Source organism: Novosphingobium sp. Sphag1I, assembly GCF_056279125.1.
In genome coordinates, this window is the sequence record NZ_JBWBQS010000011.1 from 157,411 (window position 1) to 178,385 (window position 20,975).

Below are 20,975 nucleotides of genomic sequence, written 5' to 3' on the forward strand. Positions count from 1 at the left end.
GACCCTCGCATCCTCCTTCTTCTATAGCCGCCTTATGACCTTCACGCTCCAAGGCTTTGACCTGCCCACCTTCATCCACTCCACCCTTGCCGAGGATCTTGGCGAAGGCTGGCCCGGCGGCGGGCGCGATGTGACCAGCGAAAGCGTGATCCCTGCCGAGGCACGATTTATCGGCGTGATGGACAGCCGCGATGCGATCACCGTGGCGGGCCTGCCCATTGCGGCGGCGTTTTTCCGCCATCTTGATCCCGATGCCGAAATCGAACTGCTGGTGGCCGACGGCGACCGCGTGGCCCCCGGCACCCATCTGATGCGCATCACCGGCATGGGCCGCGCGCTACTCACCGCAGAGCGCAGCGCCCTGAACACGGTCCAGCACCTTTCGGGCATTGCCACCATGACCCGCGAATATGTCGATGCGATGGGGGTGACCAAGGCTGTCCTGCTCGACACGCGCAAGACGATCCCCGGCCTGCGTGTGCTGGAAAAATACGCGACGCGCATGGGGGGGGCCACCAATCATCGCATGGGCCTGTGGGACGCGGCGATGATCAAGGACAACCATGTCGCCATCGCGGGCGGGGTGGGTCCGGCTGTCGCCCGCGCCAAGGCGGCGGGCATCGCCAGCATCATTTGCGAAGTCGACCACCTCGACCAGATCGAACCCGCGCTGGAGGCGGGCGCAACCCATCTCCTGCTCGACAATATGGGGCCGGACATGCTGGCCCGCGCCGTGGCGCAGGTTGCGGGCCGCGTCCCTTGCGAGGCCAGCGGCGGGGTACGGCTCGACACGATTGCCGCGATTGCGTCATCGGGCGTGGACTATGTCTCGGTCGGGCGCCTGACGCAAAGCGCGCCGGCCGCCGACATCGGCCTTGATTTTGAGGAGCTTTGAATTGCGCCTGATCCTGACCGCTCTTGCCGTCGCGCTGATCCCGGCATCGGCCATGGCCGAGGAATGCCGGTTCGCCCAATTGACCGCGATGCCGAAAATCTCGCGCCCGGCCAATGAAAAGGTGCAGCCGGTCGCCAAATTTCCGATCAAGGTTTACAGCTATGTGCTGAGCTGGTCGCCCGCCTATTGCGGGTCGATCAAGGGGCCGCTCAAGGATCCGGGCGACAAGTTGCAATGCGAACAGGAACGCCCCGCATTCGGCTTTGCGGTCCACGGCCTGTGGGGCGAAACCGACGACAGCAAGTGGCCGCAATGGTGCACGACCAAGGCCCCCGCCCCCACTCTGGCGCAAATGAAAAAGAATCTGTGCCTGATGCCTTCTGCCGACACGCAGATGCATGAGTGGAAAAAGCATGGCGCCTGTGGCCCCTGGACCAGCGGCAAGGCCTATTGGGATTCGGCCGCCGCCCTGCACAAGGCGCTCAAGATTCCCGACCTCTATCAATTGGCCAAGGATGGCCGGATGGTGTCGGCCGCCGTGGTTCACGAATTCGTGAAGGGCAATCCAATGCTCAAAGGCCACGAAGACGCCATTCAGGTCCAGACGATGCCCGCCCCCGGCAAAACCGGCACGTTCTGGCTGAAACAGGTCCACATCTGTTTCGAACCCAAGGGCATCGAAAAAGGCAGCTTTGTCCCCAAGGCCTGCCCCACCCCGTCGAGCAGCGACCTGTTCATCATCCCGACCAGCCGCAGGCCGCTCTAACGGCGGGCAGCGAAAAATTCGCGCAGCATTTGCGCGGCCTCGTCCTCGCCCATGCCGGAATAGACCTCCGGGCGGTGCAGACAGGTCGGCTGGTCAAAGATCCGCCCGCCATGGGCCACCGCGCCGCCCTTGGGGTCGCTGGCCGCGTAATAGACGCGGGCGATGCGGGCGTGGACGATCGCGCCCGCACACATGGCGCAGGGCTCAAGGCTGACCCACAGATCGCAGCCGTCGAGTCGTTCGTTGCCCAAAACCTGCGCCGCGGCGCGAATCGCCAGCATTTCGGCATGGGCCGTAGGGTCACATTGCGTCCGGGGCAGATTATGGGCGGACGAAATAATCACCCCATCCTTGACCACAACCGCGCCAATCGGCACTTCTCCGGCGCGCGCAGCGGCTCTCGCCTCGGCAAAAGCACGGCTCATCGGGGCGGGAAGTGGCCAGCGCGTCATAAAGGCAAGGGCTAGCTCAGCAAAAGGACAAGCGCAACTTGACCTTTTCCACACGAATCGTTATGCGCGCCCACTCACCCGCCCAACTGAATGGCTGGATATGCGGGGTAACAGATTCATTTTGAGCGAGTAACACCCATGTCCCGTATTTGCGAACTGACTGGCAAGGGCCGCCAGATCGGCCACAACGTCAGCCACGCCAACAACAAGACCAAGCGCGTGTTCCTGCCCAACCTGCAGAACGTCACGCTGCTGTCGGAAGGTCTTGATCGTAGCTTCAAGTTCCGCGTTTCCACGCACGGCCTGCGCTCGGTGGAACACGTGGGCGGTCTCGATAACTGGCTGCTGAAGACCAACGACACCAAGCTCAGCCCCCGCGCTGTGAAGGTGAAGCGCGAGCTGGCCAAGAAGGCCGCTGTCGCCGCCTAATCAACCCTTGGGGTTGAACGGAAAAAGCCCGGTGGGGGATTCTCCGCCGGGCTTTTTCGTGTCTGGAATTTGGAAGGGGGTAGAGAAGGATGCAAGGGTCTAGACCCTCGCGCTCCCTTTACTGTCTGCGTAGCGCCTGTGGTTCGGCGCAGCGCTTCAGACGCAACGTTGAAATTTTAAAGCCTGCGGCGCGACCACGCGTAACCTCACCGCGCCGCAGGCTTTTAAAATCAGTCACTAAGCCGCCATCCACCACCCCATAACGGGATTGCAAAGGGACAAGTCCCTTTGCCCGCCGGAGGCAAACTTACTTCCCCGCCTTCAAACTCGCATCACGAATCCCACGAAACTCGTCGGTCTTGTGCCAATTGGGCCATGCCGACCCATCGGCCAGAATCCGCCCCAGCTTGTAGAAGACCTTCACGTCCTGGGTGATGCCGGACCAGTCCCACTTGTCCGAATATTCGTCCGAGGGCTGGTGATAGCGATGCTCGACATAATCCTCGGTGGCCGCAGCACCAGCCTTTTCGCCGCCCACGAACAGATCCTGTCCGCGTGCGATGTCGAACATGGGCACACCGCGCTTGGCCAGGCTAAAGTGGTCGGAGCGATAGTAGTGGCCGCGCTCGGTATGGTCTTCGGGGCTTTCATAAAGGCCCTCCTGCCCCAGAACGCCCCGGAAGATCGCGGTCAGTTCGGACTTGTCGCCCCCGGTCATCGCATAATTGCGCGCCCGTCCGATCGGGGCCAGCGCGTCCATATTCACCCCGCCCACGGTTTTGGACAAGGGATAGAGCGGGTTCTGCCCATAGAATTCGCTGCCCAGCAGGCCCGATTCTTCCAGCGTCAGCGCCACGAACACCTGACTGCGGCGCGCGGGGCCCGCCTTCACATTCGCCTCGGCCAGAGCCATCAGCGCGCCAACGCCCGTCGCATTGTCCACCGCGCCGTTGCAAATGCCGTCGCCGGTTGAATCCTTCTGACAATGGCCAAGGTGATCCCAATGGGCGGAATAGAGCACGACCTCATCGGGTTTGATCCGCCCCTTTTGAATCCCCACAACATTGTGCGATTCGGACCGGCGGATCGTGCTGTCAAACGACAGGCTGGCCTTCAGCCCCAGAGGGACCGCCTTGAACCCCTTGACCTTGGCGGCCTCGGACAGGGCGGCAAAATCCTTGCCCGCTGCGGCAAAGATCTTTTTCGCCACGCCCATCTGGATCCAGCCATTGGCCTCGGTCTGATCCATCGCATTGTCGGGGCGGGCGACATAATATTCCGACCCGGACCAACTTGATTGCACCACGTTCCAGCCATAGGCGGCGGGGAACGTGTCATGCACGATCAAGGCCCCGCGCGCGCCCTGCCTTGCGGCCTCTTCGTACTTATAGGTCCAGCGACCGTAATAGGTCATGCGGCGGCCTTTGAAGAGGCCCGCCTCGTCCTTGGCGGCATAGTCTGGGTCGTTGATCAGGATAACCGCGACCTTGCCGTGCATGTCCACGCCCGCATAATCATTCCACCCCAATTCGGGCGCGTTGATGCCATAGCCGACAAAGACCAGATCGCTGTCCTTGATCTCGGTATGAGGCACATGGCGGAAACTGGTGGCGACAAAATCGCTGCCCCGCACGAAACCAACGCCGCCTATGGTCAGCGGACTGCTCTGCGTCACGGTCATTTCCACGGTGGGCACGGTTTGCAACCACCCGCCCTTTTCACCGCCCGGCTTCAATCCCGCCGCCTTGAACCGCGCAATGATCGCATTCAACACCTTGGGCTCAACCACGGTGGATGGGCCGCGCCCCTCCATATCGTCGGCGGCCAGCGTTTTGACCGTATCCTTCATCAGCGCCACGTTGATGGGGGGCACTTTCACCACCGGCAAGGCAGGCGCCGCCGCCATGACCGGGGCAGACACCGCAGCCAAAAGCAGCGCGGCCAGCGTGGGCGAATATGTCATGTCTCAAACCTTCTGATGGGGGGAGGTAAGTTTCAGTCGATCAGGCCCTTGGCCCGCAGCATCGGCGTGACCGAAGGATCGCGCCCGGTGAACGCCTTGTACATATCCGCATAATCCAGCGACGACCCGCGCGAGAGGACCATGGCGCGGAACCGATCACCATTGGCCCGCGTCAACCCTCCATGATGGACGAACCAGTCATAGGCATCATGGTCCAGCATCTGGGTCCACAGATAGGCGTAATAGGCGCTGGCATAGCCATTGGCCCAGATATGGCGGAAATAGCTGCTGCGATAGCGCGGCGGGACATGCGCGGTGTCGAGGCCCGATGCAGCCAAGGCCTTGGCCTCAAACGCATCGACATCCTGACGCGGCGCATCGGCGGGCAAAGCGTGCCAATCCATATCCAGCATGGCGGCCGCCACCACTTCGCCCAGATCATAGCCCTGATCCACCCGGCGCAGGTCTTTCAGCTTTTCCGCCATGGCCGCGGGCATGGGCGCATGGGTTTGATAATGCACCGCATAATGGGCCAGAACCTTGGGGTCGGTGGCCCAATTCTCATTAAACTGGCTGGGGAATTCGACGAAATCGCGGGCGGTGTTGGTGCCCGACAGGCCCGGATAATACTGGTCCGAGAAAATGCCGTGCAGCGCGTGGCCAAATTCGTGGAACATGGTGATCACATCGTCAAAACTGACCAGCAGCGGCTGTCCGGCGGCGGGTTTGGCGAAATTTTCGACGTTATAGATGACCGGTTTCGTGCCCATCATCTTGGACTGGCCGACGAAATTGCTCATCCATGCGCCGCCCTGCTTGTTGTCCCGCTTCCACGGGTCCCAGTAAAACAGGGCCAATTCCTTGCCGTCCTTGTCATAGACGGTGTAGGTGCGCACATCCTCCTGATAGACCGGCAGATCGGTGCGGCGCTTAAAGGTGATGCCGTAAAGCTGGGTGGCGGCATAAAACACGCCGTCCTCCATCACCTTGTTGATCTCGAAATAGGGTTTGGCCGAGGCGGGATCGAAGGACAATTTGGCCTTCAGGCTTTGGGCCGCATATTTCTGCCAATCCCACGGTTTGACGCTGGTGTCGCCGCCATCCTTGGCGATCAGGGCGGACAGTTCCTTGACCTGCCGCGCCTGCGCCGCGGTCAGCGCCGGGGCCAGTTTGGCCATGAAGGCGCGGGCATTGGCGCCGTTTTTGGCCATCTGATTATAGAGTTGATAGTCGGAAAAGTTCTTATAGCCCAGCAGTTTGGCCTTTTCGGCGCGCAATTGGGCCAATTCGGCCACGATCGCGCGCGTGTCATAGGCATCGCCCCGCTCGCTGCGGTTCCAGCTTGCCTCGAACAGAGCCTTGCGCGTGGCCGGATCACTCAGGCTTTCCAATTGCGGCTGCTGGGTCGTGTTCTGCAAGGGCAGGGCATAGGTTCCGGCAGGCAATTTCTTGCCCTCGGCCACTTTGGCGGCGGCGGCGATGTCGCCCTCCGACAGGCCGGCCAGCGCCGCCTTATCCTTGACCACCAACGCCGCCTCACGCGTGCCCGCCGTCAGCTTTTGCGAAAACTCGGTCGACAGGCTGGCAATCCGCTGGTTGATCGCCTTAAGCCGCACCTTGCCCGCATCGTCCAGCAAGGCGCCGTCATGGGTAAATTCGACATAGGTGCGGTCCAGCAAGCGGCGCTGATCGGGCGACAGTTTCAGGCTGGCGGCCTTGTCATGCAGTTTTTTCACCCGCGCAAAAAGCCGCGCATCAAACGCGACCTCATCATTCAACGCCGTCAGCTTGGGCGCGGTCACGCGGTCCACCTCATCCAGCGTGTCATTGGTGTTGGCGCTGGTCAGCGCGGAAAACACCTGCAAAACCCGGTCCAGCATCTGGCCCGAACGCTCCAACGCCTCGATCGTGTTGGCAAAGGTCGGGGCGGCGGGGTTATTGGCGATCTTGGCAATTTCGGCGCGGCGCAGGGCGATGCCGGCCTCGATGGCGGGCTGAAAATCACCATCCTTGATCCGGGTGAAATCGGGCGCGTGGAACGGCAGGGGCGATGGCGCATCAAACACCGTCTGCGCCCCCGATGCGGCCGGGATCATCGCCAGACCCGCCGCCGCCATCAACCAGTGCTGTTTCATGCCATAACTCCTGTTTAACCCAATGACCCGGCGGCACTTTCCTCGGCCACGATGGCGCGCACCACGTCGCGCTCGGCCGGGGTCAGATCCGGGTGCCAGATGTCGAAAATCATCACCACGCGCAGATGAGGCGATGGGTTCATCGCCTCATGTTCGATCGTGTCGTCGAATATAAACGGCTCGCCTTCGCGCCACATGCGCGTTTCCGCCCCCACCCGGAACCAGCACCCATCGGGCACCACCAGAGGCACATGGCATAGTAGCCGCGCATTGCTGACCCCGACATGGGGCGGAATGGCGGTGTTGGGTGCCAGCAGCGAAAAGAGCGCATTGGCCGACGCGCCCGGAATATCGGGTTGCGGCATACGGGATAACAGGTCCATCGTCGCCGGACATTGCGCAGCATTGGCCGCCACCACTTCGCCCCGGCGGATCAGGTGAATCGCGGTCCAATCGGGATTGTGGTTGAGCGGTTGCCACTGACGCAGGGCCTGATGCGCGGCATATTGGATATAGGGGGCCAATTCGGCGCGATCCGATTGCATGACGGCCAGCATTTCGGCCCGAATGGCATCGGTGGCCGCCGCCACTTCATCCAGCCATGGGAAACGCTGCGCCGGATGAAATTCGCGTTCGGACAGGCCGGGGTAATGGAAATGGGTTGGTTCGCAATGATAGGCGCGTGTCTGGCGCAAGGTGTTGCTGCGGAAACGGGCCATGCGCCACGCCTCATCGCCCTGCGCCTCGGCCTCGATACTTTGCGTGATGGCGGACAGGCTGGCGGCCCGCTCCGCCCGCCATTGATCGCGGAGGATTTCACCCTGTTTCAACGCGGCCAACAACGGCGGCGGCAAATCACCCTCCGGCCTTTGCGCCAAGGCTTCGTCCCATGCGCGCCCAGCGGTGGGGTCGCCCATGTTTTCCAGCAACCCCGCCCGCATGACCAAACCCATGAAATCCAGCGGCGCCAGCACCAGTCCCGCCTCCACCGCTTTCAACGCCCGGCGCGGTTGGCGCAAGGCGCGGCGCAGTCCGGCCAGTTTGAGATATTGTGTCAGATCCGGCTCTGCTCCGGCCAGATCGGCCTCCAGCCTGTCCGCCGCCCCGGCCAGATCGCCAGCGCGAACAAGGGCGTCGACCGCTGCATTCACGCTTGGGCGTCCTGTGCGGGGGCATATCCGAAACGCTCGATCCATGGGGCCAAACGCGCCGCCACCGGGGCCAGATGCGCCTCATACCGCCGCCAACGCCCCGCTGCGCGTTTGTAAATCGGTTCGGTCACCTGTGCATAGCTGGCCGTGATGACAGTGCCCCGCGCGCGGGCGGCCTGACGGTGATCGACGCCATCTTCGGGCCAAATCAGCCCCAGCCAGTCGAAGATCGGCCGCAATTGCGCATCCTTATCCTCGACAAGGCGTTCATAGACCACCTCGCCCACCGACAGGTTGAACAGGGCGCGGGCGGTTTCCCATTGATCGAACGCCGCGTCATACAATTCGGCGGCATCGTCCAGATCAAGGAAGCTGGCCATCGCATTGTTCAGCCGGAAATTGGTGAGCCAGCAGGACAAGACCACATCGCACGGATGGCGCAGCGCGAGAATGAAGCGGCTTTCCGGGAACAGGCGGTGGATCGTGGGGGCGTGGCGCAAATGCATCGGGTGCTTGTCCAGCACAATGCTGTCATCCGACAATTCGGCCAATCGGCCCGCCCGCTCGAAATAGCGCGCACGCGCCGCCTCTATCTGATTCGCGCTCAACCCCGACAGGGCCGCCACCCCGCCCAATTCCGCCTCTATATCAGCGATGATCGAGGCTTCCTCCAGCACGCGGACACGCGGTTCGGCCATCAACATTGTGTCGAGCAGCGTCGTGCCCGAACGCGGAAAGCCCAGCAGAAAAATCGGCGCGGGGCGGGTGGATTTGACCTCCACCTGCGTCCAACCGTCCCGCCACGCGGGGGTCAGCAATGCGGTGCCCTGCGCGATTTCGGCGCGATACATCGCGCCCCGCCCGCGCGGGTCGGAGATGTCACCGGCAAATTCCGCATTCATCGCGGAAAAACTGGCAAAGGCTTCGTCATGGCGGCCCAGACGGTCGAGCAAGACCCCGCGCAAATGGTGTCGCTGGCTGGCCGTCACCGTGTCATCGCCCGATGCGTCCAGTGCCCTCAGGGCATCGTCATAACGATGCGCCCGCTTGTGCCGCAACGCATCGATAAAGGACAAAGACGCAGCATCGACATGGGGCGCGGCCGCATCGCGCAGCGCGTCAATCTCATCCTCGCGATTCAATCTTTCCAGCAGGCTGGCAAGGCCCACCCATGCCTGCGCAATCGACGGGTCGATGGACAAGGCGCGGCGCAGAGGAGCCTCCACCGCATCGAACAGGCCCATCATCGCACCATGTTGGCCCAGATCGGCCTGAATCTGCGCATCATCGGGGGCCAGAGCCGCCGCCCGTGCAATCGCCGCCTGCGCCCCATCGGCGTCACCGCGCCCGCGCAGGACATCGAACATGGCATAATGGGGCGCGGCCTCCTGCGGAAAATCGCGCAGCAGGGCGCGCAACATCGCCTCGCCTTCTTCCCACAATCCGCCCTCGATCAACGTTTTGGCCAGATTGAGGCGCACCGGCGCGGAATCGGGCACCAGCGCCGCCGCCCGGCGCAAGGCATCAATCGCGGCGGGCCAATCCTCCATCGCGCCCAGCGCATTGCCCAGATTGTTCCACCCCGTCCAGTCGCGCTCATCCCCCGACAGGGCAATACGATAGAGCGCGGCGGCCAGCGCGAAATCCCCCGCCTCCTGCGCCAGATGTCCGCCGATCCGCGCCAGACGCAGGGTGCGATCCGCCTTGGCCGCGCCTTCATCGCATAACGCCAGAGCATCGCCCCCGCGCCCCACGCGATAAAGCGCCTCGACCAGATTGCCGCGCACGGTCATGTCTTGCGGTTGTGCGCGATGGGCGGCCTGCAAATGGGAGATGGCATCGGCAAATTGCCCGCGATGAAACTCCACCGCCCCGGCCAGCGCCGCAAACACCGGCCCGCCTGCGCCCTGTGATGCGGCCCGCCGCACAGCGATGGCCGCTTCTTGCATGCGCCCGCCACGCGCAAGGCCCAAAATCTGCCGGATGGCCTGATCTTCATCAGCCTGTGTCATTCCGCCAGCATCAAGCGCCAAGACATTTCCCCTTCTATCTAAAGCAAACGGCGGCCTTCCCGGATGGGAAAGCCGCCGCAAACTTGTCACGTCAAACGCAAAGAATCAGAAATTGACCGTCGCGCCAACGAACAGATAGCGACCAAGCGAATCATACACGCCCGGATAGGTATTGCCATTGCAATAGACCGAGGCGCAGGCGCTCGACACGCCCGTCCCGCCCGAGGAAACCAGCGGCGGATCCTTGTCGAACAGGTTGTTGACGCCTGCACGCACCGACACGCTCTTGGTCACCTTGCCCGACAGGAACAGGTCAAAATAGCTCATGCCCGGCAGCTTGGCGTTATACAGGCTGTAATCCGAGGACGAGAGCGTGGCCGAGGGGTTCATGTAATCGACCTTGACCGAACCGACATAGCGCCAGGTCAGCGACACATCGATATTCTTGGGCGTCGACCAGGTCAGGCGGGCCTTGTGGCGCCAATTGGGCGCAGGCACGCCGCAGGTGGTGCCATAATAGCCGGCGCAGTCATAGGCAGGCGACAGACCGTTATAGGTCGACTTTTCGCTGAGCGCCGTACCCGTCAGGCTGGCATTGACGCGGCCCCATGCGCCAAGGTTCTTGGCATAGCTGGCGTTGACTTCGAAACCAGCCGTCTTGACCCAACCCACGTTGTTATCAAGATCGATGACATAGCCGTCCGAGGACAGCCACAGCGAACCGGCCGCATTACGCTTGACCAGACCGCAGGCCAGCGTGCTGCCCGAATTACAGGCACCCAGAATGGCATCGGCGCCATAGGCCTGAATGGCCTGATTGATCTTGATGTCGAAATAATCGACGCTCAACGACAGGCCGGGGATCTGATGCGGGGTAATGACCACACCAACCGTCTTGGTCATCGCCTTTTCAGGACGCAGATTGGCATTGCCGCCCAGATAGCCGTTATACTGTGCCGCCGGGTTGGGCGTCACAAACTGACCAACGCGCAGGCCCTGTGCCAAACAGCCCGTATCAGCCGCCGTGATCGTCTTGCCCGAGCAAGGATCGGCCGAACCGTCGAGGCCGACATAGTTGGCGCGGAACAGTTCCTGAATGTTGGGCGCGCGAACGGCGCGGTTAAGGCTGGCGCGAATGCGAATGTCTTCGATCGGCGTAAAGTCCAGTTCCAGCTTATACGTGCCGGTCTTGTAACCCTTGCCATTGTTGACCGCATAATCCGAATAACGGAAACCGCCGTTAAAGGTAAGCATGCGGTCGACGATCGGCACCGCCACTTCGCCCAGGAATTCGGTGACGTGATAGCCGCCGTTGATGGGCAGGGTGGGCGCGCCTTGCCCGGTCAGGTCGCCGGTCTGGAACGCGGTGTCGGTGTTCAGCACCAGCTTTTCGGTGCGGCGTTCGATGCCCAGCGCAATGTTCACGCCGTCGCTGGCCAGCGGCGACTTGATGCCATAGGTGCCAAGGTCGCCGGTCAACGAGCCCGAGATCACAGTCTGGCTGGTATAGCCGTTCTGGAAGCCGGTCGCGCTCAGGTAAGAGAGCGAGGCGGCCGAAGGCGTACCCGACCAGATGTTATAGGGAACGCAGCCCGACGAAGGATAGGTGAGCGAAATACGGCAAACCGGCGTGCCCGAAGGACCGGTTACAACGTCCAGCGCATAGGACAGGCGTTGAGCCGAAAATTCGTTCGAATAGATCTGGTTATAGTTGGTGCGGCCATACTGGAAATAGGCGTCATAGGCCCACCCATGACCCAGTTCACCCTTTGAACCGACCACCGTGCGGAACGCGGTGTGCTGAAGGTCGCTGACGCGGGCGCCGCCTTCAACGTTACGGCGCAGCAGCTGGAAATAGGCCGTATTGGTGTTGGACGCCGGCGTCACCTGCGACTGGGTGGTCGGATTGAACGTGGCGTAAATGGCCGGAACAACCGGATAATTGCCCAGATAACCCATGACCATATTGGCGCTGTTGCAGATTTCCGACTTCTGCGACGCGCTCATCAGCGGGTTGTCGCAATTGATCGTCTGCGTGTTGCCAAAGTCGCCCGAAGGCGCGATCTGGGCAACCGTGCGGTCGTCCATGAACATGAATTCGAGATAGGGGTGCAGCGCCGAATTCACTTCATAATCGGCGAACAGACCGGCGGTGTAACGCTGATCGGGACGCTGGAAGTAATTGAGCGGTGCAAAGTTATAGCGGGTCAGCGCGCCATTGGTGAACGTGCCATTGCCCAGCGTACCCACGGTCGAGGACGAACCGCTGGCCGGGGTGAAGTAGAACGCGTTACCATTGGCCGAAGTGGCCGAACCGCCGCACTGCAGACCCGAACGGTTGTTGGTGCGGTTCTGGATCGTGCACTTCGAAAAATCGCGCGAGGACTGGAGCAACGCATTGGCCTTGCGATAGCCGAAATAGGCCATCAGGTGGCCCGCGCCATCAGCAAACTTGGTGCCAAAGGAAATGGTGCCGTCAAAGCTGGCGCCGCCGCTGGTGTTGCCGGTGGGATAGTCATAGCCCGAAATGCCAGCCGCCGTGCGCGCGTTCAGCAGGCCCTGCACCATGGTCGAGCCATTGTTGTGCTGATACATGCCACCGTTGAGATCAAAGCGCAGCCCGTTGAGGTCTTTGTCCATGACAAAGTTGACCACGCCCGCCACCGCGTCCGCGCCATAGGTGGCCGATGCGCCGCCCGTCAGCACGTCGACGCGCTTGATCAGCGAGGCGGGAATGAAGTTAAGGTCAGCAGCCGAGCTGCTGGTCGGGCTGGGATCGCCCGCCATCAGACGGCGACCGTTGATCAGCACCAGCGTACGCTTGGGCCCCAGACCGCGAAGGTCGACTTCGGCCGTACCGCTCGCGCCATTGGCCAGCGTCGAGGACTGTGCCGCAAAAACCTGCGGTAGCTGGTTGAGGATGTCTTCGGTGCGGCTGGTGCCGGCGGCCTTGAGGTCAAGCGCCGAGATCGTGGTGATCGGAGCGGCCGATTTCAGGTTCGGATTGGCGATGCGCGTACCGGTCACGACGATCGTGGCCGACGTATCCACCGCGGCGGCAGGAGCGGGCGGCGGGCCGTCCACGATGCTGGCGGTCTGGGCATAGGCCGGTCCGGCCAGCAAGGCGATGCCAAGCACCACCGGTGCCGCACCATGCCGAAGTGCGTTTGCAAGGTTCGTTTTCATGTTCACCCCTTTTTTCGCGCGAAGAACGCGAGGCCGACCCAAAGGCCAGCCCGAAGAAAACTTCTTCCGCCGGATCATGCGACCGCAGACAAATTTCCTGTTGCCCCGGAAATTTGCGCGACGCGCCGACGCGACGGCGAAGCAATGAAGGCTACTTGCAACCGTGTCAGTGTGCGGTAAAGAAGCTGACACGCATGTAAGCCAAATATTGCGCGCATGTTGCAATTCCGACACATATGTGACTTCTCAGCCTGCCGGGTGGCGTAATAATATTCCAATATTTGGACATGTATCTAAATTTTTTTGGTGAAAATGGTCCAAATTGAACTTTGTCGTCACGGTTTTCGTTCAATTCTTGCAATTTGGCCAATTTGAACGCCCCATCGCCCCCGATCGTCTTGGCCGACCACCCAAGCCGTTCATATTTCTGCACCGTAACAATCGGGCATTGCCATCACCCCAAAAGGGTGGAGTTTTGTTATGTTACATCAATGGTTTTTGCGCAGAAATGGCGTTGCGATAGCGCGATGCGCAGACATCCTGTTCGATCAAACACTGACCGATTCCTCGCATGGCCGGGCATGGTCCTGCGCGATGTGGCAACAGCGGGCTTTAAAACGAAAGGGCGGGAATTGATCCCGCCCTTGTCATCTACGCATTCAAATCCGCATAATGGCTTGGCGGCTGGATCACTTCCATCCGTTCGGCCAGAAGGGGGCGAAAGCTGGGGCGGCTTTTGAACACCGAATACCATGTGCGCGCCTGTTCATGCCCGCTCCAATCCAACCCGCCCAGATAGTCGCAGACCGAAATCTGCGCCGCCGCCGCCAGATCGGCAAGGCTGAGCGTCGCCCCGCCCAGCCATGGCCGCGTATCGACCAGATAGTCGATGTAATAGAGGTGATCATGCGCCAGCCGCATCGCCTCTCGCAACACACGGGAATCCGGCGATTGACGCAGCACCAGTCGCTTCACCATCCGTTCGTGCAGCAAGGGGCCGGTGACATCGGCAAAGAATTTTTCATCAAACCACGCGACCAGACGGCGGATTTCCGCCCGCGCCGCCGCCGTGCCGATGATCAACGGGCTGCGCTCGACCGTTTCTTCCAGATATTCACAGATCGCCCGGCTGTCCGACAGGACCAGCCCTTTTTCCGATTCCTGCAACACCGGGGTCCGCCCCGCCGGGTTCAGGTTCAGGAATTCATCGCGCATGTCCCACGGATTTTCCCGCCACAATTCATAGGCGATCCCCTTCTCGCCCATGACGAGACGGACCTTGCGGGAAAATGGACAAAGCGGAAATTGATAAAGGCGCCACATGGTCTATCCCCTTGCCCCATGCGATAGGGCCACGGCAAGGGACGATGGGCGTTTTGAGCCGGATAAACCTGCAAACTGGCGCGAAACCGGTCCGACTGCATCGAATCGGTCGCGCCAGATTTTTGTCATCCGCGATTTCCGAGCCACCGGATGCATCCATCCGGTTCGAAATCGCTCTAACGCGAAGTGACGCAAATCACACTGTCATGACGCGCCAGAACCCAGAGCGACAACCCCGCCGCCCGCGCCCGCGCCACCGCCATCGACGTGGGCAAAGAAATCGTCACCAGCGTCGTCACGCCCGCCTTCACCGCCTTTTCCACGATTTCATACGAACAGCGCGCGGTGGAAAACAGGAACCCCTGCGCCATGGATGCCCCGGCACGCGCCATCGCGCCGACCAGTTTATCTACCGCATTGTGCCGCCCCACATCCTCGCGACATGCCATAATGCCGCCATCGGGCGCGCAAAATGCCGCCGCATGGGCCGCCGAGGTCGCTCGGCCCAGCACCTGATGGTCGCGCAATTCCTCGCCCGCTTCAAAAATCGCGGCCGGGGTGATGGCATCATGCGGCGCCACCTGCGGCAAGGGTTTGGCCAGAACCTCAAGATTCTCCATCCCGCATAGTCCGCAAGAGCTTTCCGCTACCCGCGCCCGTACCCGCTCGGACAATTTTTCCGCGTCCAGCCCGTCGATCTGCGCCCGCAAAATCCAGCCGATGTCCAGATGCGCCACGCCAATCTCGCCCATTTGCGCGGCATGGGTGATCAAACCCTCGGCCATGGCAAAGCCGGTGGCGTAATCGGCCAGATCGGACGGGGTGGCCATCATCACCGCATAGGAAAGGCCATTGAATTCAAGCGCCACGGGCGCTTCGGGCACCCACAGCCGCGCGGCGGGCGCCACCGATCCGTCGCGCCCGTACACTTTGCCGCCGCTGTCCAGCGAGGAGGGCAAAGGTTCGGGCGCGGGGATCATGTCACGTCAGGCCGGACGATAAAGGGCGCACAACTTGTGCCCGTCGGGATCACGAAGATAGGCCAGATAGAGATTGGCTTCCTTGCGCAGGCCCGGCGGATCCTCACAGGTGGTGCCGCCATGAGCCACGCCCGCGGCATGCCAGGCATCGACCTGCGCCTCGTTTTCAAGGCCAAAGCCGATCGTGCCGCCATTGGCGATGCAGGCCGGTTCGCCGTTGATCGGAATGGCCACGATAAAGGCCGCGCCCTTGTGAAAATAGACCAGACGATTCTTGGCCGTGTCCAGCGTGCCTTCCGGCCCGCCCGTCGCGGCAAACAGCGCGTCATAGAAAGTCTTGGAACGGGCCAGATCAGTCGATCCGACGAAGATATGGCTGAACATTTCTCTCTCCTTATCCGATCACAACCGGGGCAATGTCACGCCGCGCTGTCCCATATATTTGCCCGCGCGGTCGGCATAGGACACTTCGCAAGGCTCATTGCCCTTGAGGAACAGGAACTGGCACGCGCCCTCATTGGCATAAATCTTGGCGGGCAATGGCGTGGTGTTGCTGAATTCCAGCGTCACATGCCCTTCCCAGCCCGGCTCAAGCGGGGTCACGTTCACGATGATGCCGCAGCGGGCATAGGTGCTCTTGCCCAAACAGATCACCAGCACATCGCGCGGGATGCGGAAATATTCGACCGTGCGGGCCAGAGCGAAAGAATTGGGCGGGATCACGCAAACATCGGTCTTGCGATCGACAAAGCTGTTCGCGGCAAAATCTTTGGGGTCCACCACGGCCGAATCGACATTGGTGAAAATCTTGAACTCGTCCGCCACCCGCGCGTCATAGCCATAGGATGAAAGCCCGTAAGAGATCACACCCTCACGATGCTGCCGCTCCAGAAACGGCTCGATCATACCCTGCGTCTGCGCCGCTTCGCGGATCCATTTGTCTGATAGTATCGCCATAGCGTGGCTTCATGGCGGATGGATGGGTTCGGGGCAATGGGGTTTGATGGGGGAGGAAAAGTTATGCCTCCGGCGGGCAAAGGGACTTGTCCCTTTGCAATCCCATTTTGGGGTTGCGCTGAATTGACGAATGTTGGGGGGATGATTGTTAAGGCCTGCGGCGCGATGAAGTTACGTCAATGGCGCCGCAAGCTCTAAAAACCCCAACGCGGCGTCCGACACAAGAGGCCGACCCCATCGCGCAATGCAGACAGTAAAGGGAGCGCGAGGGTCGAGACCCTCGCATTATAACCTCCCGATCAAACCCACCCCGCCACGATCAGCGCCAAAGCGCATCCGATGACGATGGCCATGCGCATGGCCTCAAGACCATGGTCCACAGTGGCGGCGAGTGCGATGGCGCGAGCTTTTCTCATATTGCAAAGCCTGCGCCAAAAACTTCACCGAATCGTTAAAACACCCCTGCGCGAACCGCCGGCATCTGCTGGCTGGAGCAATGGAAAGACCCGCCCCCGGCCAGAATGGCGTCGGCCATAATGCCCACGGTTGCGCGGTCCGGGAACAGTTCGGCAATCGCGGCCACGCCATCGGCGTCATGCGCGGTGCCATAGATCGGCACGACCACCAGATGGCTGGTGATGGCAAAGTTCATATAGGATGCGGGTTCGATCCGTCCGTCCCGCTCCACTCGACCGGGCGAGGGGACGTTGCGCACGATCACGCCCGCCGCCTCGGCCCGCGCCTTGGCGTCGGCATAGATCGCGGCATTGGGATCATCCGCGCCCGTCGCCATGGGCAGCGCCAGCACATTGTCGGCCACAAAGCGTGCCAGATTATCGACATGCCCATCGGTATGGTCGTTAATCAGCCCGTCGCCCAGCCACAGCACCCGGTCAAAGCCCAGATCGCGCGTCAGCCGCATTTCCTGATCCGCGCGCGACAGATGCGGGTTTCGGTTGGGGTTGAGCAAGACCTGCTCGGTCGTGGCCACCAACCCGGTGCCGTCGCAATCCAAAGCGCCGCCCTCGATGATCCAATCGCTGGTGGTGATTTCCAGCCCGGCGTCGGCCGCGATTTCCGCCCCGATGGTCTGATCGCCCTCCATCAGATATTTGCCGCCCCAGCCGTTAAAGCCAAAGCGCCGCGCCGCCCGCCCGCCATGGCCGTCCAGCACCACCAAAGGCCCGGTATCACGCAGCCACACGTCGCCATAGACGCGCCGCTCGATCATCACCTTTTCGCTGCACAACGCGCGGGCGCGGGCCTCGTTGGCCTCGTTGCGCACGATCAGGCGTACTTCCTGGCCGCTCTCGGCCACGGCATTGGCGAAATCGGCCATCTGCACTTGCGCGGCCTCAAGGAAGCCGGGCCATTCTTCGGCATCATGGGGGAAACCGATCCACAGCCAATCCTGCGGATGCCATTCGGGGGGGAAGCGCCAGTTCGTCATGTCGGGGCCTTTAGCGTCTAAGCGGGGTTGCGAAAAGGGGCGCAAGCAGGCCATGAGCATGTTCGGAGAGTGAGGAGTATTTATGACAGATTGGCAAAACGCCTTGGCGCGGGCCGAGGCGCATTCGCCCTTTTTATCACGGGCGATGGGGCGTTTGCCCGATCTGGTGGCGGTTCTGGCCTCGGGCGATGGAGAGGCCGCGATCGCCCATGCGCGGCGCGCGGGCGAAGGTGTGGCCGATCTGGGCGTGGCGCTGCGCCGGGAAAAGCTGGCGCTGGCGCTGGCGCTGGGTGTGGGCGATCTGGCCGGGGCGTTTGATCTGACGCGGGTGACGGGCGAGCTTTCCGATCTGGCCGACCGGGCGGTGGATGCCGCGATTGCCCATGGCATCAGGTCACGCGCGCCTGATGCCGAACCTGCGGGGTTTGTCGCTTTGGCCCTTGGCAAACATGGGGCGCGGGAGTTGAACTACTCATCCGACATCGACCCGATCCTGATTTACGATCCCGACACTTTGCCCCGCCGCACGCGGGATGAACCCGAAGAGGCCGCGCTCCATGTGGCCCGCACGGTTCTGCGGCTGGTGTCACAGGCCGATGGAGAGGGCTATGTGTTCCGCGTCGACCTGCGCCTGCGCCCGGCCAGCGAGATCAGCCCGCTGGCCCTGCCCATCAATGCGGCGCTGACGCATTACGAATCCAGCGCTCTGGCATGGGAACGGGCCGCGTTCATCCGCGCGCGGGCGGCGGCGGGCGATCTGGCCATGGGGGACCATTTCCTCCACGCGATCCGGCCCTTTGTCTGGCGCAAATCGCTGGATTTTGGGGCGATTGCCGAAATTGGCCGCCTGACCCGACGCATCCGCGCCCATCACGGCAAGGTCGAGGCCGTCGGCCCCGGTTTCGACGTCAAACGCGGGCGCGGCGGCATCCGCGAGGTCGAATTTTACGCACAGGTCCATCAATTGATCCATGGCGGGCGCAAACCTGCGCTGCGCCTGCGCGGTACACGGGCGACGCTGGATGCGCTGGCCGATGAAGGGCTGATCGATCCCGCCGACGCGCTGATGCTGGGCGAAAGCTATGACCGCCTGCGCCAGATCGAACATCGGCTGCAACAGGTGTCGGACCTGCAAACCCACACTTTGCCGCGTGACATGGCGGCCATCGACAATGTCGCGGCGCTCGATGGAATGCCCAATGGCGCGGCCTTGATCGAGGAGCTGGAGGCCATCACCGCGCGCGTGGGGGCCAGCTATGACCGCCTGATCGCGGCCAGCGCGGGCGAAGGCACAACCGTTGCCGTCCCCAACCAACATGAGGGCGACGATCTGGCCGCCGAACTGGAACAATTGGGCTTTGCCAAACCGACGGAGCTGGCCGCGCGGATTCAGGGCTGGCGTTCAGGGAGCGTGCGATGCCTGCGTTCCGGCGCGGCGCTGGCGGCGCTGGACGCGGTACAGCCTGCGCTGCTGGCTGCATTGGCCGCCGCGCCGGAACCGGACCGTGCCATGATCCGATGGGAACAGATGATCGCCCGATTGCCAAGTGCGGTGAACCTGTTCCGCCTGCTGGAGGCGCGCCCCGGATTGCTGGAGGTTCTCGTACGGGTGCTGTCTTTGGCACCGCCTTTGGCCGATGCACTGGCGCGGCGGGCGGATTTGCTCGATGCGCTCATTGATGCCAGCGCCTTTGCCCTGCCCGGCAGCGTTGAGGATCTGGCCCGTGAATTTGGCGCGATGGAGGCGGGGGACGATTACCAGCGCCTGCTCGACCGGGTGCGGCGCGTGGTGGGCGAAAAGCGCTTTGCCCTTGGCGTGCAATTGATCGAGGGAGCGCAGGATCCGCTCGACATTTCGGCGGGCCTGTGCCGCGTGGCCGAGGCGGCGATTGACGTTCTGGCCCGCGCCACAATTGCCGAATTCGAAGCCACGCATGGGCGGATTCCGGGCGGGGAACTGGTGATTCTGGGGCTGGGCCGACTGGGCGGGGGCATGTTGACCCATGCCAGCGATCTGGATCTGGTGTACCTGTTCACCGGCGATTTTGCCGCCGAAAGCGATGGCCGCCGCCCGCTGGGCGCCACGCTCTATTTCAACCGTCTGGCCCAGCGGGTTTCGGCCGCGCTGTCCGTGCCCACGGCGGAGGGCGCGCTCTATGAGGTGGACACCCGCCTGCGCCCACAGGGCACGCAGGGACCGCTGGCCGTCGGTTTCGACAGCTTTGCCCGATACCAGCGTGAGGAGGCGTGGACGTGGGAGCATATGGCCCTGATCCGCGCGCGGGTGCTGTTCGGGTCAGAAGCGGCGCGGGCCGAATTGGGCGCGATCATCGGCGGCGTTCTGGGGGCCGAACGCGACAAGGCCAAGGTCACCGCCGAGGTTCAGGAGATGCGCGACAAGATGGCCGCGCATAAGGCGGCCAAGGGCGTGCTGGACGTCAAATTGTTGCGCGGGGGATTGGTCGATGCCGAATTCATCGCCCACGCGCTGCAATTGCGCGAACTTGCCGGGGTGCGCCCGGATATGGTCGGGGCGTTGAGCGATCTGTACGCCGCAGGGTTGGTTGCGGGCGATGTGCCGGGTGCGTTTGACCTGCTGTCCCGCGTGTTGGTGGCCGCCCGCTTGCTGGCCCCCGATGGGTCGGTTCCCGATGCTGCCCCTTGTGCCAGCCTTGCCAAATCCTGCGGCTTTGGCGATTGGGATGCGATGATCGAGGCCATGGAGGGCGCACGCGCCGCCATCGCCCGCCAATGGACCGCCACATTTGGCCAGCAATTGGCGGCCAGCAATTGGAGTTGAAAGCATGAGCAACTTTCCCGGCGTGGGCGAAAAGATCCCCGATATCGCGATGACCGCCACCGATGGCGGCGTGGTGAAACCTTCTGATTTTGCCGGGCGGCGGCTGGTGATCTTCTTCTATCCCAAGGACGATACGCCCGGATGCACGACGGAAAACATCGATTTTTCCGCGCTTGCGGGCGAATTTGAGGCCGCCGGTGTGGCCCTTCTGGGCGTGTCGAAAGACCTGCCGGCCAAGCACGCCAAATTCATCGCCAAGCATAATCTGACCGCCCCCCTCGCGTCGGACGCAGCCGAGGGCGGCTTGTCCGACGCGCTGGGCATCTGGACCGAAAAGGTCAATTACGGGCGGACCTATATGGGCATGGTGCGCACGACGATTCTGGTCGGGGCGGACGGTGTGATCGAACGCATCTGGAGCAAGGTTAAGGTCAAGGGCCATGCGCAGGAGGTTTTGGAAGCGGTGAAGGGGTGAG

At 62.3% G+C, this 20,975-nt stretch carries 16 protein-coding genes; 5 read left to right on the top strand and 11 right to left on the bottom strand.

The window, feature by feature from the left end; all coding sequences use genetic code 11:
* Window positions 1-34: 34 nt before the first annotated feature.
* Both nadC and ACZ9HU_RS14380 read left to right on the top strand, forming a co-directional pair.
* Window positions 35-895: a carboxylating nicotinate-nucleotide diphosphorylase gene (gene nadC / locus ACZ9HU_RS14375; protein ID WP_476105912.1), complete on the top strand. Its 861-nt coding sequence runs from the start codon at window positions 35-37 to the stop codon at window positions 893-895.
* A 1-nt stretch (window position 896) separates the two neighbouring features.
* Window positions 897-1,661, top strand: coding sequence for a ribonuclease T2 family protein (locus ACZ9HU_RS14380; protein ID WP_476105913.1), 765 nt, complete (start codon window positions 897-899; stop codon window positions 1,659-1,661).
* Here ACZ9HU_RS14380 and ACZ9HU_RS14385 read toward each other — a convergent pair.
* On the bottom strand, window positions 1,658-2,113 hold the full coding sequence (locus ACZ9HU_RS14385) for a nucleoside deaminase (RefSeq protein ID WP_476105914.1): 456 nt from the start codon (window positions 2,111-2,113) through the stop codon (window positions 1,658-1,660). The genes ACZ9HU_RS14380 and ACZ9HU_RS14385 overlap by 4 nt on opposite strands.
* Before the next feature lie 138 nt (window positions 2,114-2,251).
* Here ACZ9HU_RS14385 and rpmB point away from each other — a divergent pair, with 138 nt between their 5' ends.
* Window positions 2,252-2,542, top strand: a complete 291-nt coding sequence (gene rpmB, locus ACZ9HU_RS14390; protein ID WP_476105915.1) for a 50S ribosomal protein L28 — start codon at window positions 2,252-2,254, stop codon at window positions 2,540-2,542.
* 307 nt (window positions 2,543-2,849) lie between these two features.
* Here the strand turns inward: rpmB and ACZ9HU_RS14395 are convergent, their stop codons facing one another.
* The 10 genes from ACZ9HU_RS14395 to ACZ9HU_RS14440 form a co-directional block, all read right to left on the bottom strand.
* The gene (locus tag ACZ9HU_RS14395; protein ID WP_476105916.1) at window positions 2,850-4,505 is read right to left on the bottom strand and encodes a M28 family metallopeptidase; all 1,656 of its coding nucleotides are present in this window, start codon (window positions 4,503-4,505) and stop codon (window positions 2,850-2,852) included.
* Window positions 4,506-4,537: 32 nt separating this feature from the next.
* The gene (locus ACZ9HU_RS14400; RefSeq protein WP_476105917.1) at window positions 4,538-6,640 is read right to left on the bottom strand and encodes a M3 family metallopeptidase; all 2,103 of its coding nucleotides are present in this window, start codon (window positions 6,638-6,640) and stop codon (window positions 4,538-4,540) included.
* Between the two features lie 14 nt (window positions 6,641-6,654).
* On the bottom strand, window positions 6,655-7,791 hold the full coding sequence (locus ACZ9HU_RS14405) for an aspartyl/asparaginyl beta-hydroxylase domain-containing protein (protein WP_476105918.1): 1,137 nt from the start codon (window positions 7,789-7,791) through the stop codon (window positions 6,655-6,657).
* The gene (locus tag ACZ9HU_RS14410) at window positions 7,788-9,803 is read right to left on the bottom strand and encodes a tetratricopeptide repeat-containing sulfotransferase family protein (protein ID WP_476105919.1); all 2,016 of its coding nucleotides are present in this window, start codon (window positions 9,801-9,803) and stop codon (window positions 7,788-7,790) included. Before ACZ9HU_RS14410 ends, ACZ9HU_RS14405 begins: the two co-directional genes overlap by 4 nt.
* 105 nt (window positions 9,804-9,908) lie before the next feature.
* Window positions 9,909-12,989, bottom strand: coding sequence for a TonB-dependent receptor domain-containing protein (locus tag ACZ9HU_RS14415; RefSeq protein ID WP_476105920.1), 3,081 nt, complete (start codon window positions 12,987-12,989; stop codon window positions 9,909-9,911).
* 651 nt (window positions 12,990-13,640) lie between these two features.
* A complete protein-coding gene (locus ACZ9HU_RS14420) occupies window positions 13,641-14,312 on the bottom strand; it encodes a glutathione S-transferase family protein (RefSeq protein WP_476105921.1) in 672 nt (223 codons plus the stop codon).
* A gap of 176 nt (window positions 14,313-14,488) precedes the next feature.
* On the bottom strand, window positions 14,489-15,292 hold the full coding sequence (fdhD, locus tag ACZ9HU_RS14425; protein ID WP_476105922.1) for a formate dehydrogenase accessory sulfurtransferase FdhD: 804 nt from the start codon (window positions 15,290-15,292) through the stop codon (window positions 14,489-14,491).
* A gap of 6 nt (window positions 15,293-15,298) precedes the next feature.
* On the bottom strand, window positions 15,299-15,676 hold the full coding sequence (locus ACZ9HU_RS14430; RefSeq protein WP_476105923.1) for a VOC family protein: 378 nt from the start codon (window positions 15,674-15,676) through the stop codon (window positions 15,299-15,301).
* 18 nt (window positions 15,677-15,694) lie between these two features.
* Window positions 15,695-16,249 carry a dCTP deaminase gene (gene dcd / locus ACZ9HU_RS14435; protein ID WP_168603303.1) on the bottom strand — a complete coding sequence of 185 codons (555 nt, stop codon included), beginning with the start codon at window positions 16,247-16,249 and terminating at the stop codon, window positions 15,695-15,697.
* Between the two features lie 451 nt (window positions 16,250-16,700).
* Window positions 16,701-17,699 carry an agmatine deiminase family protein gene (locus ACZ9HU_RS14440; RefSeq protein WP_476105924.1) on the bottom strand — a complete coding sequence of 333 codons (999 nt, stop codon included), beginning with the start codon at window positions 17,697-17,699 and terminating at the stop codon, window positions 16,701-16,703.
* An 82-nt stretch (window positions 17,700-17,781) separates the two neighbouring features.
* On the opposite strand from ACZ9HU_RS14440, the gene ACZ9HU_RS14445 reads away from it, so the two are divergent.
* Together ACZ9HU_RS14445 and ACZ9HU_RS14450 are read left to right on the top strand one after the other, a co-directional pair.
* The gene (locus ACZ9HU_RS14445) at window positions 17,782-20,499 is read left to right on the top strand and encodes a bifunctional [glutamine synthetase] adenylyltransferase/[glutamine synthetase]-adenylyl-L-tyrosine phosphorylase (protein ID WP_476105925.1); all 2,718 of its coding nucleotides are present in this window, start codon (window positions 17,782-17,784) and stop codon (window positions 20,497-20,499) included.
* Between the two features lie 4 nt (window positions 20,500-20,503).
* Window positions 20,504-20,974: a peroxiredoxin gene (locus ACZ9HU_RS14450; protein WP_476105926.1), complete on the top strand. Its 471-nt coding sequence runs from the start codon at window positions 20,504-20,506 to the stop codon at window positions 20,972-20,974.
* Window position 20,975: the final 1 nt, after the last annotated feature.

Coding starts and splice junctions, on each gene's coding strand:
- nadC (WP_476105912.1), top strand. CDS start 35: ATGACCTTCACGCTCCAAGGCTTTGACCTGCCCACCTTCATCCACTCC.
- ACZ9HU_RS14420 (WP_476105921.1), bottom strand. CDS start 14,312: ATGTGGCGCCTTTATCAATTTCCGCTTTGTCCATTTTCCCGCAAGGTC.
- ACZ9HU_RS14440 (WP_476105924.1), bottom strand. CDS start 17,699: ATGACGAACTGGCGCTTCCCCCCCGAATGGCATCCGCAGGATTGGCTG.
- ACZ9HU_RS14410 (WP_476105919.1), bottom strand. CDS start 9,803: ATGACACAGGCTGATGAAGATCAGGCCATCCGGCAGATTTTGGGCCTT.
- ACZ9HU_RS14415 (WP_476105920.1), bottom strand. CDS start 12,989: ATGAAAACGAACCTTGCAAACGCACTTCGGCATGGTGCGGCACCGGTG.
- dcd (WP_168603303.1), bottom strand. CDS start 16,249: ATGGCGATACTATCAGACAAATGGATCCGCGAAGCGGCGCAGACGCAG.
- ACZ9HU_RS14445 (WP_476105925.1), top strand. CDS start 17,782: ATGACAGATTGGCAAAACGCCTTGGCGCGGGCCGAGGCGCATTCGCCC.
- ACZ9HU_RS14450 (WP_476105926.1), top strand. CDS start 20,504: ATGAGCAACTTTCCCGGCGTGGGCGAAAAGATCCCCGATATCGCGATG.
- fdhD (WP_476105922.1), bottom strand. CDS start 15,292: ATGATCCCCGCGCCCGAACCTTTGCCCTCCTCGCTGGACAGCGGCGGC.
- ACZ9HU_RS14430 (WP_476105923.1), bottom strand. CDS start 15,676: ATGTTCAGCCATATCTTCGTCGGATCGACTGATCTGGCCCGTTCCAAG.
- ACZ9HU_RS14385 (WP_476105914.1), bottom strand. CDS start 2,113: ATGACGCGCTGGCCACTTCCCGCCCCGATGAGCCGTGCTTTTGCCGAG.
- rpmB (WP_476105915.1), top strand. CDS start 2,252: ATGTCCCGTATTTGCGAACTGACTGGCAAGGGCCGCCAGATCGGCCAC.
- ACZ9HU_RS14395 (WP_476105916.1), bottom strand. CDS start 4,505: ATGACATATTCGCCCACGCTGGCCGCGCTGCTTTTGGCTGCGGTGTCT.
- ACZ9HU_RS14400 (WP_476105917.1), bottom strand. CDS start 6,640: ATGAAACAGCACTGGTTGATGGCGGCGGCGGGTCTGGCGATGATCCCG.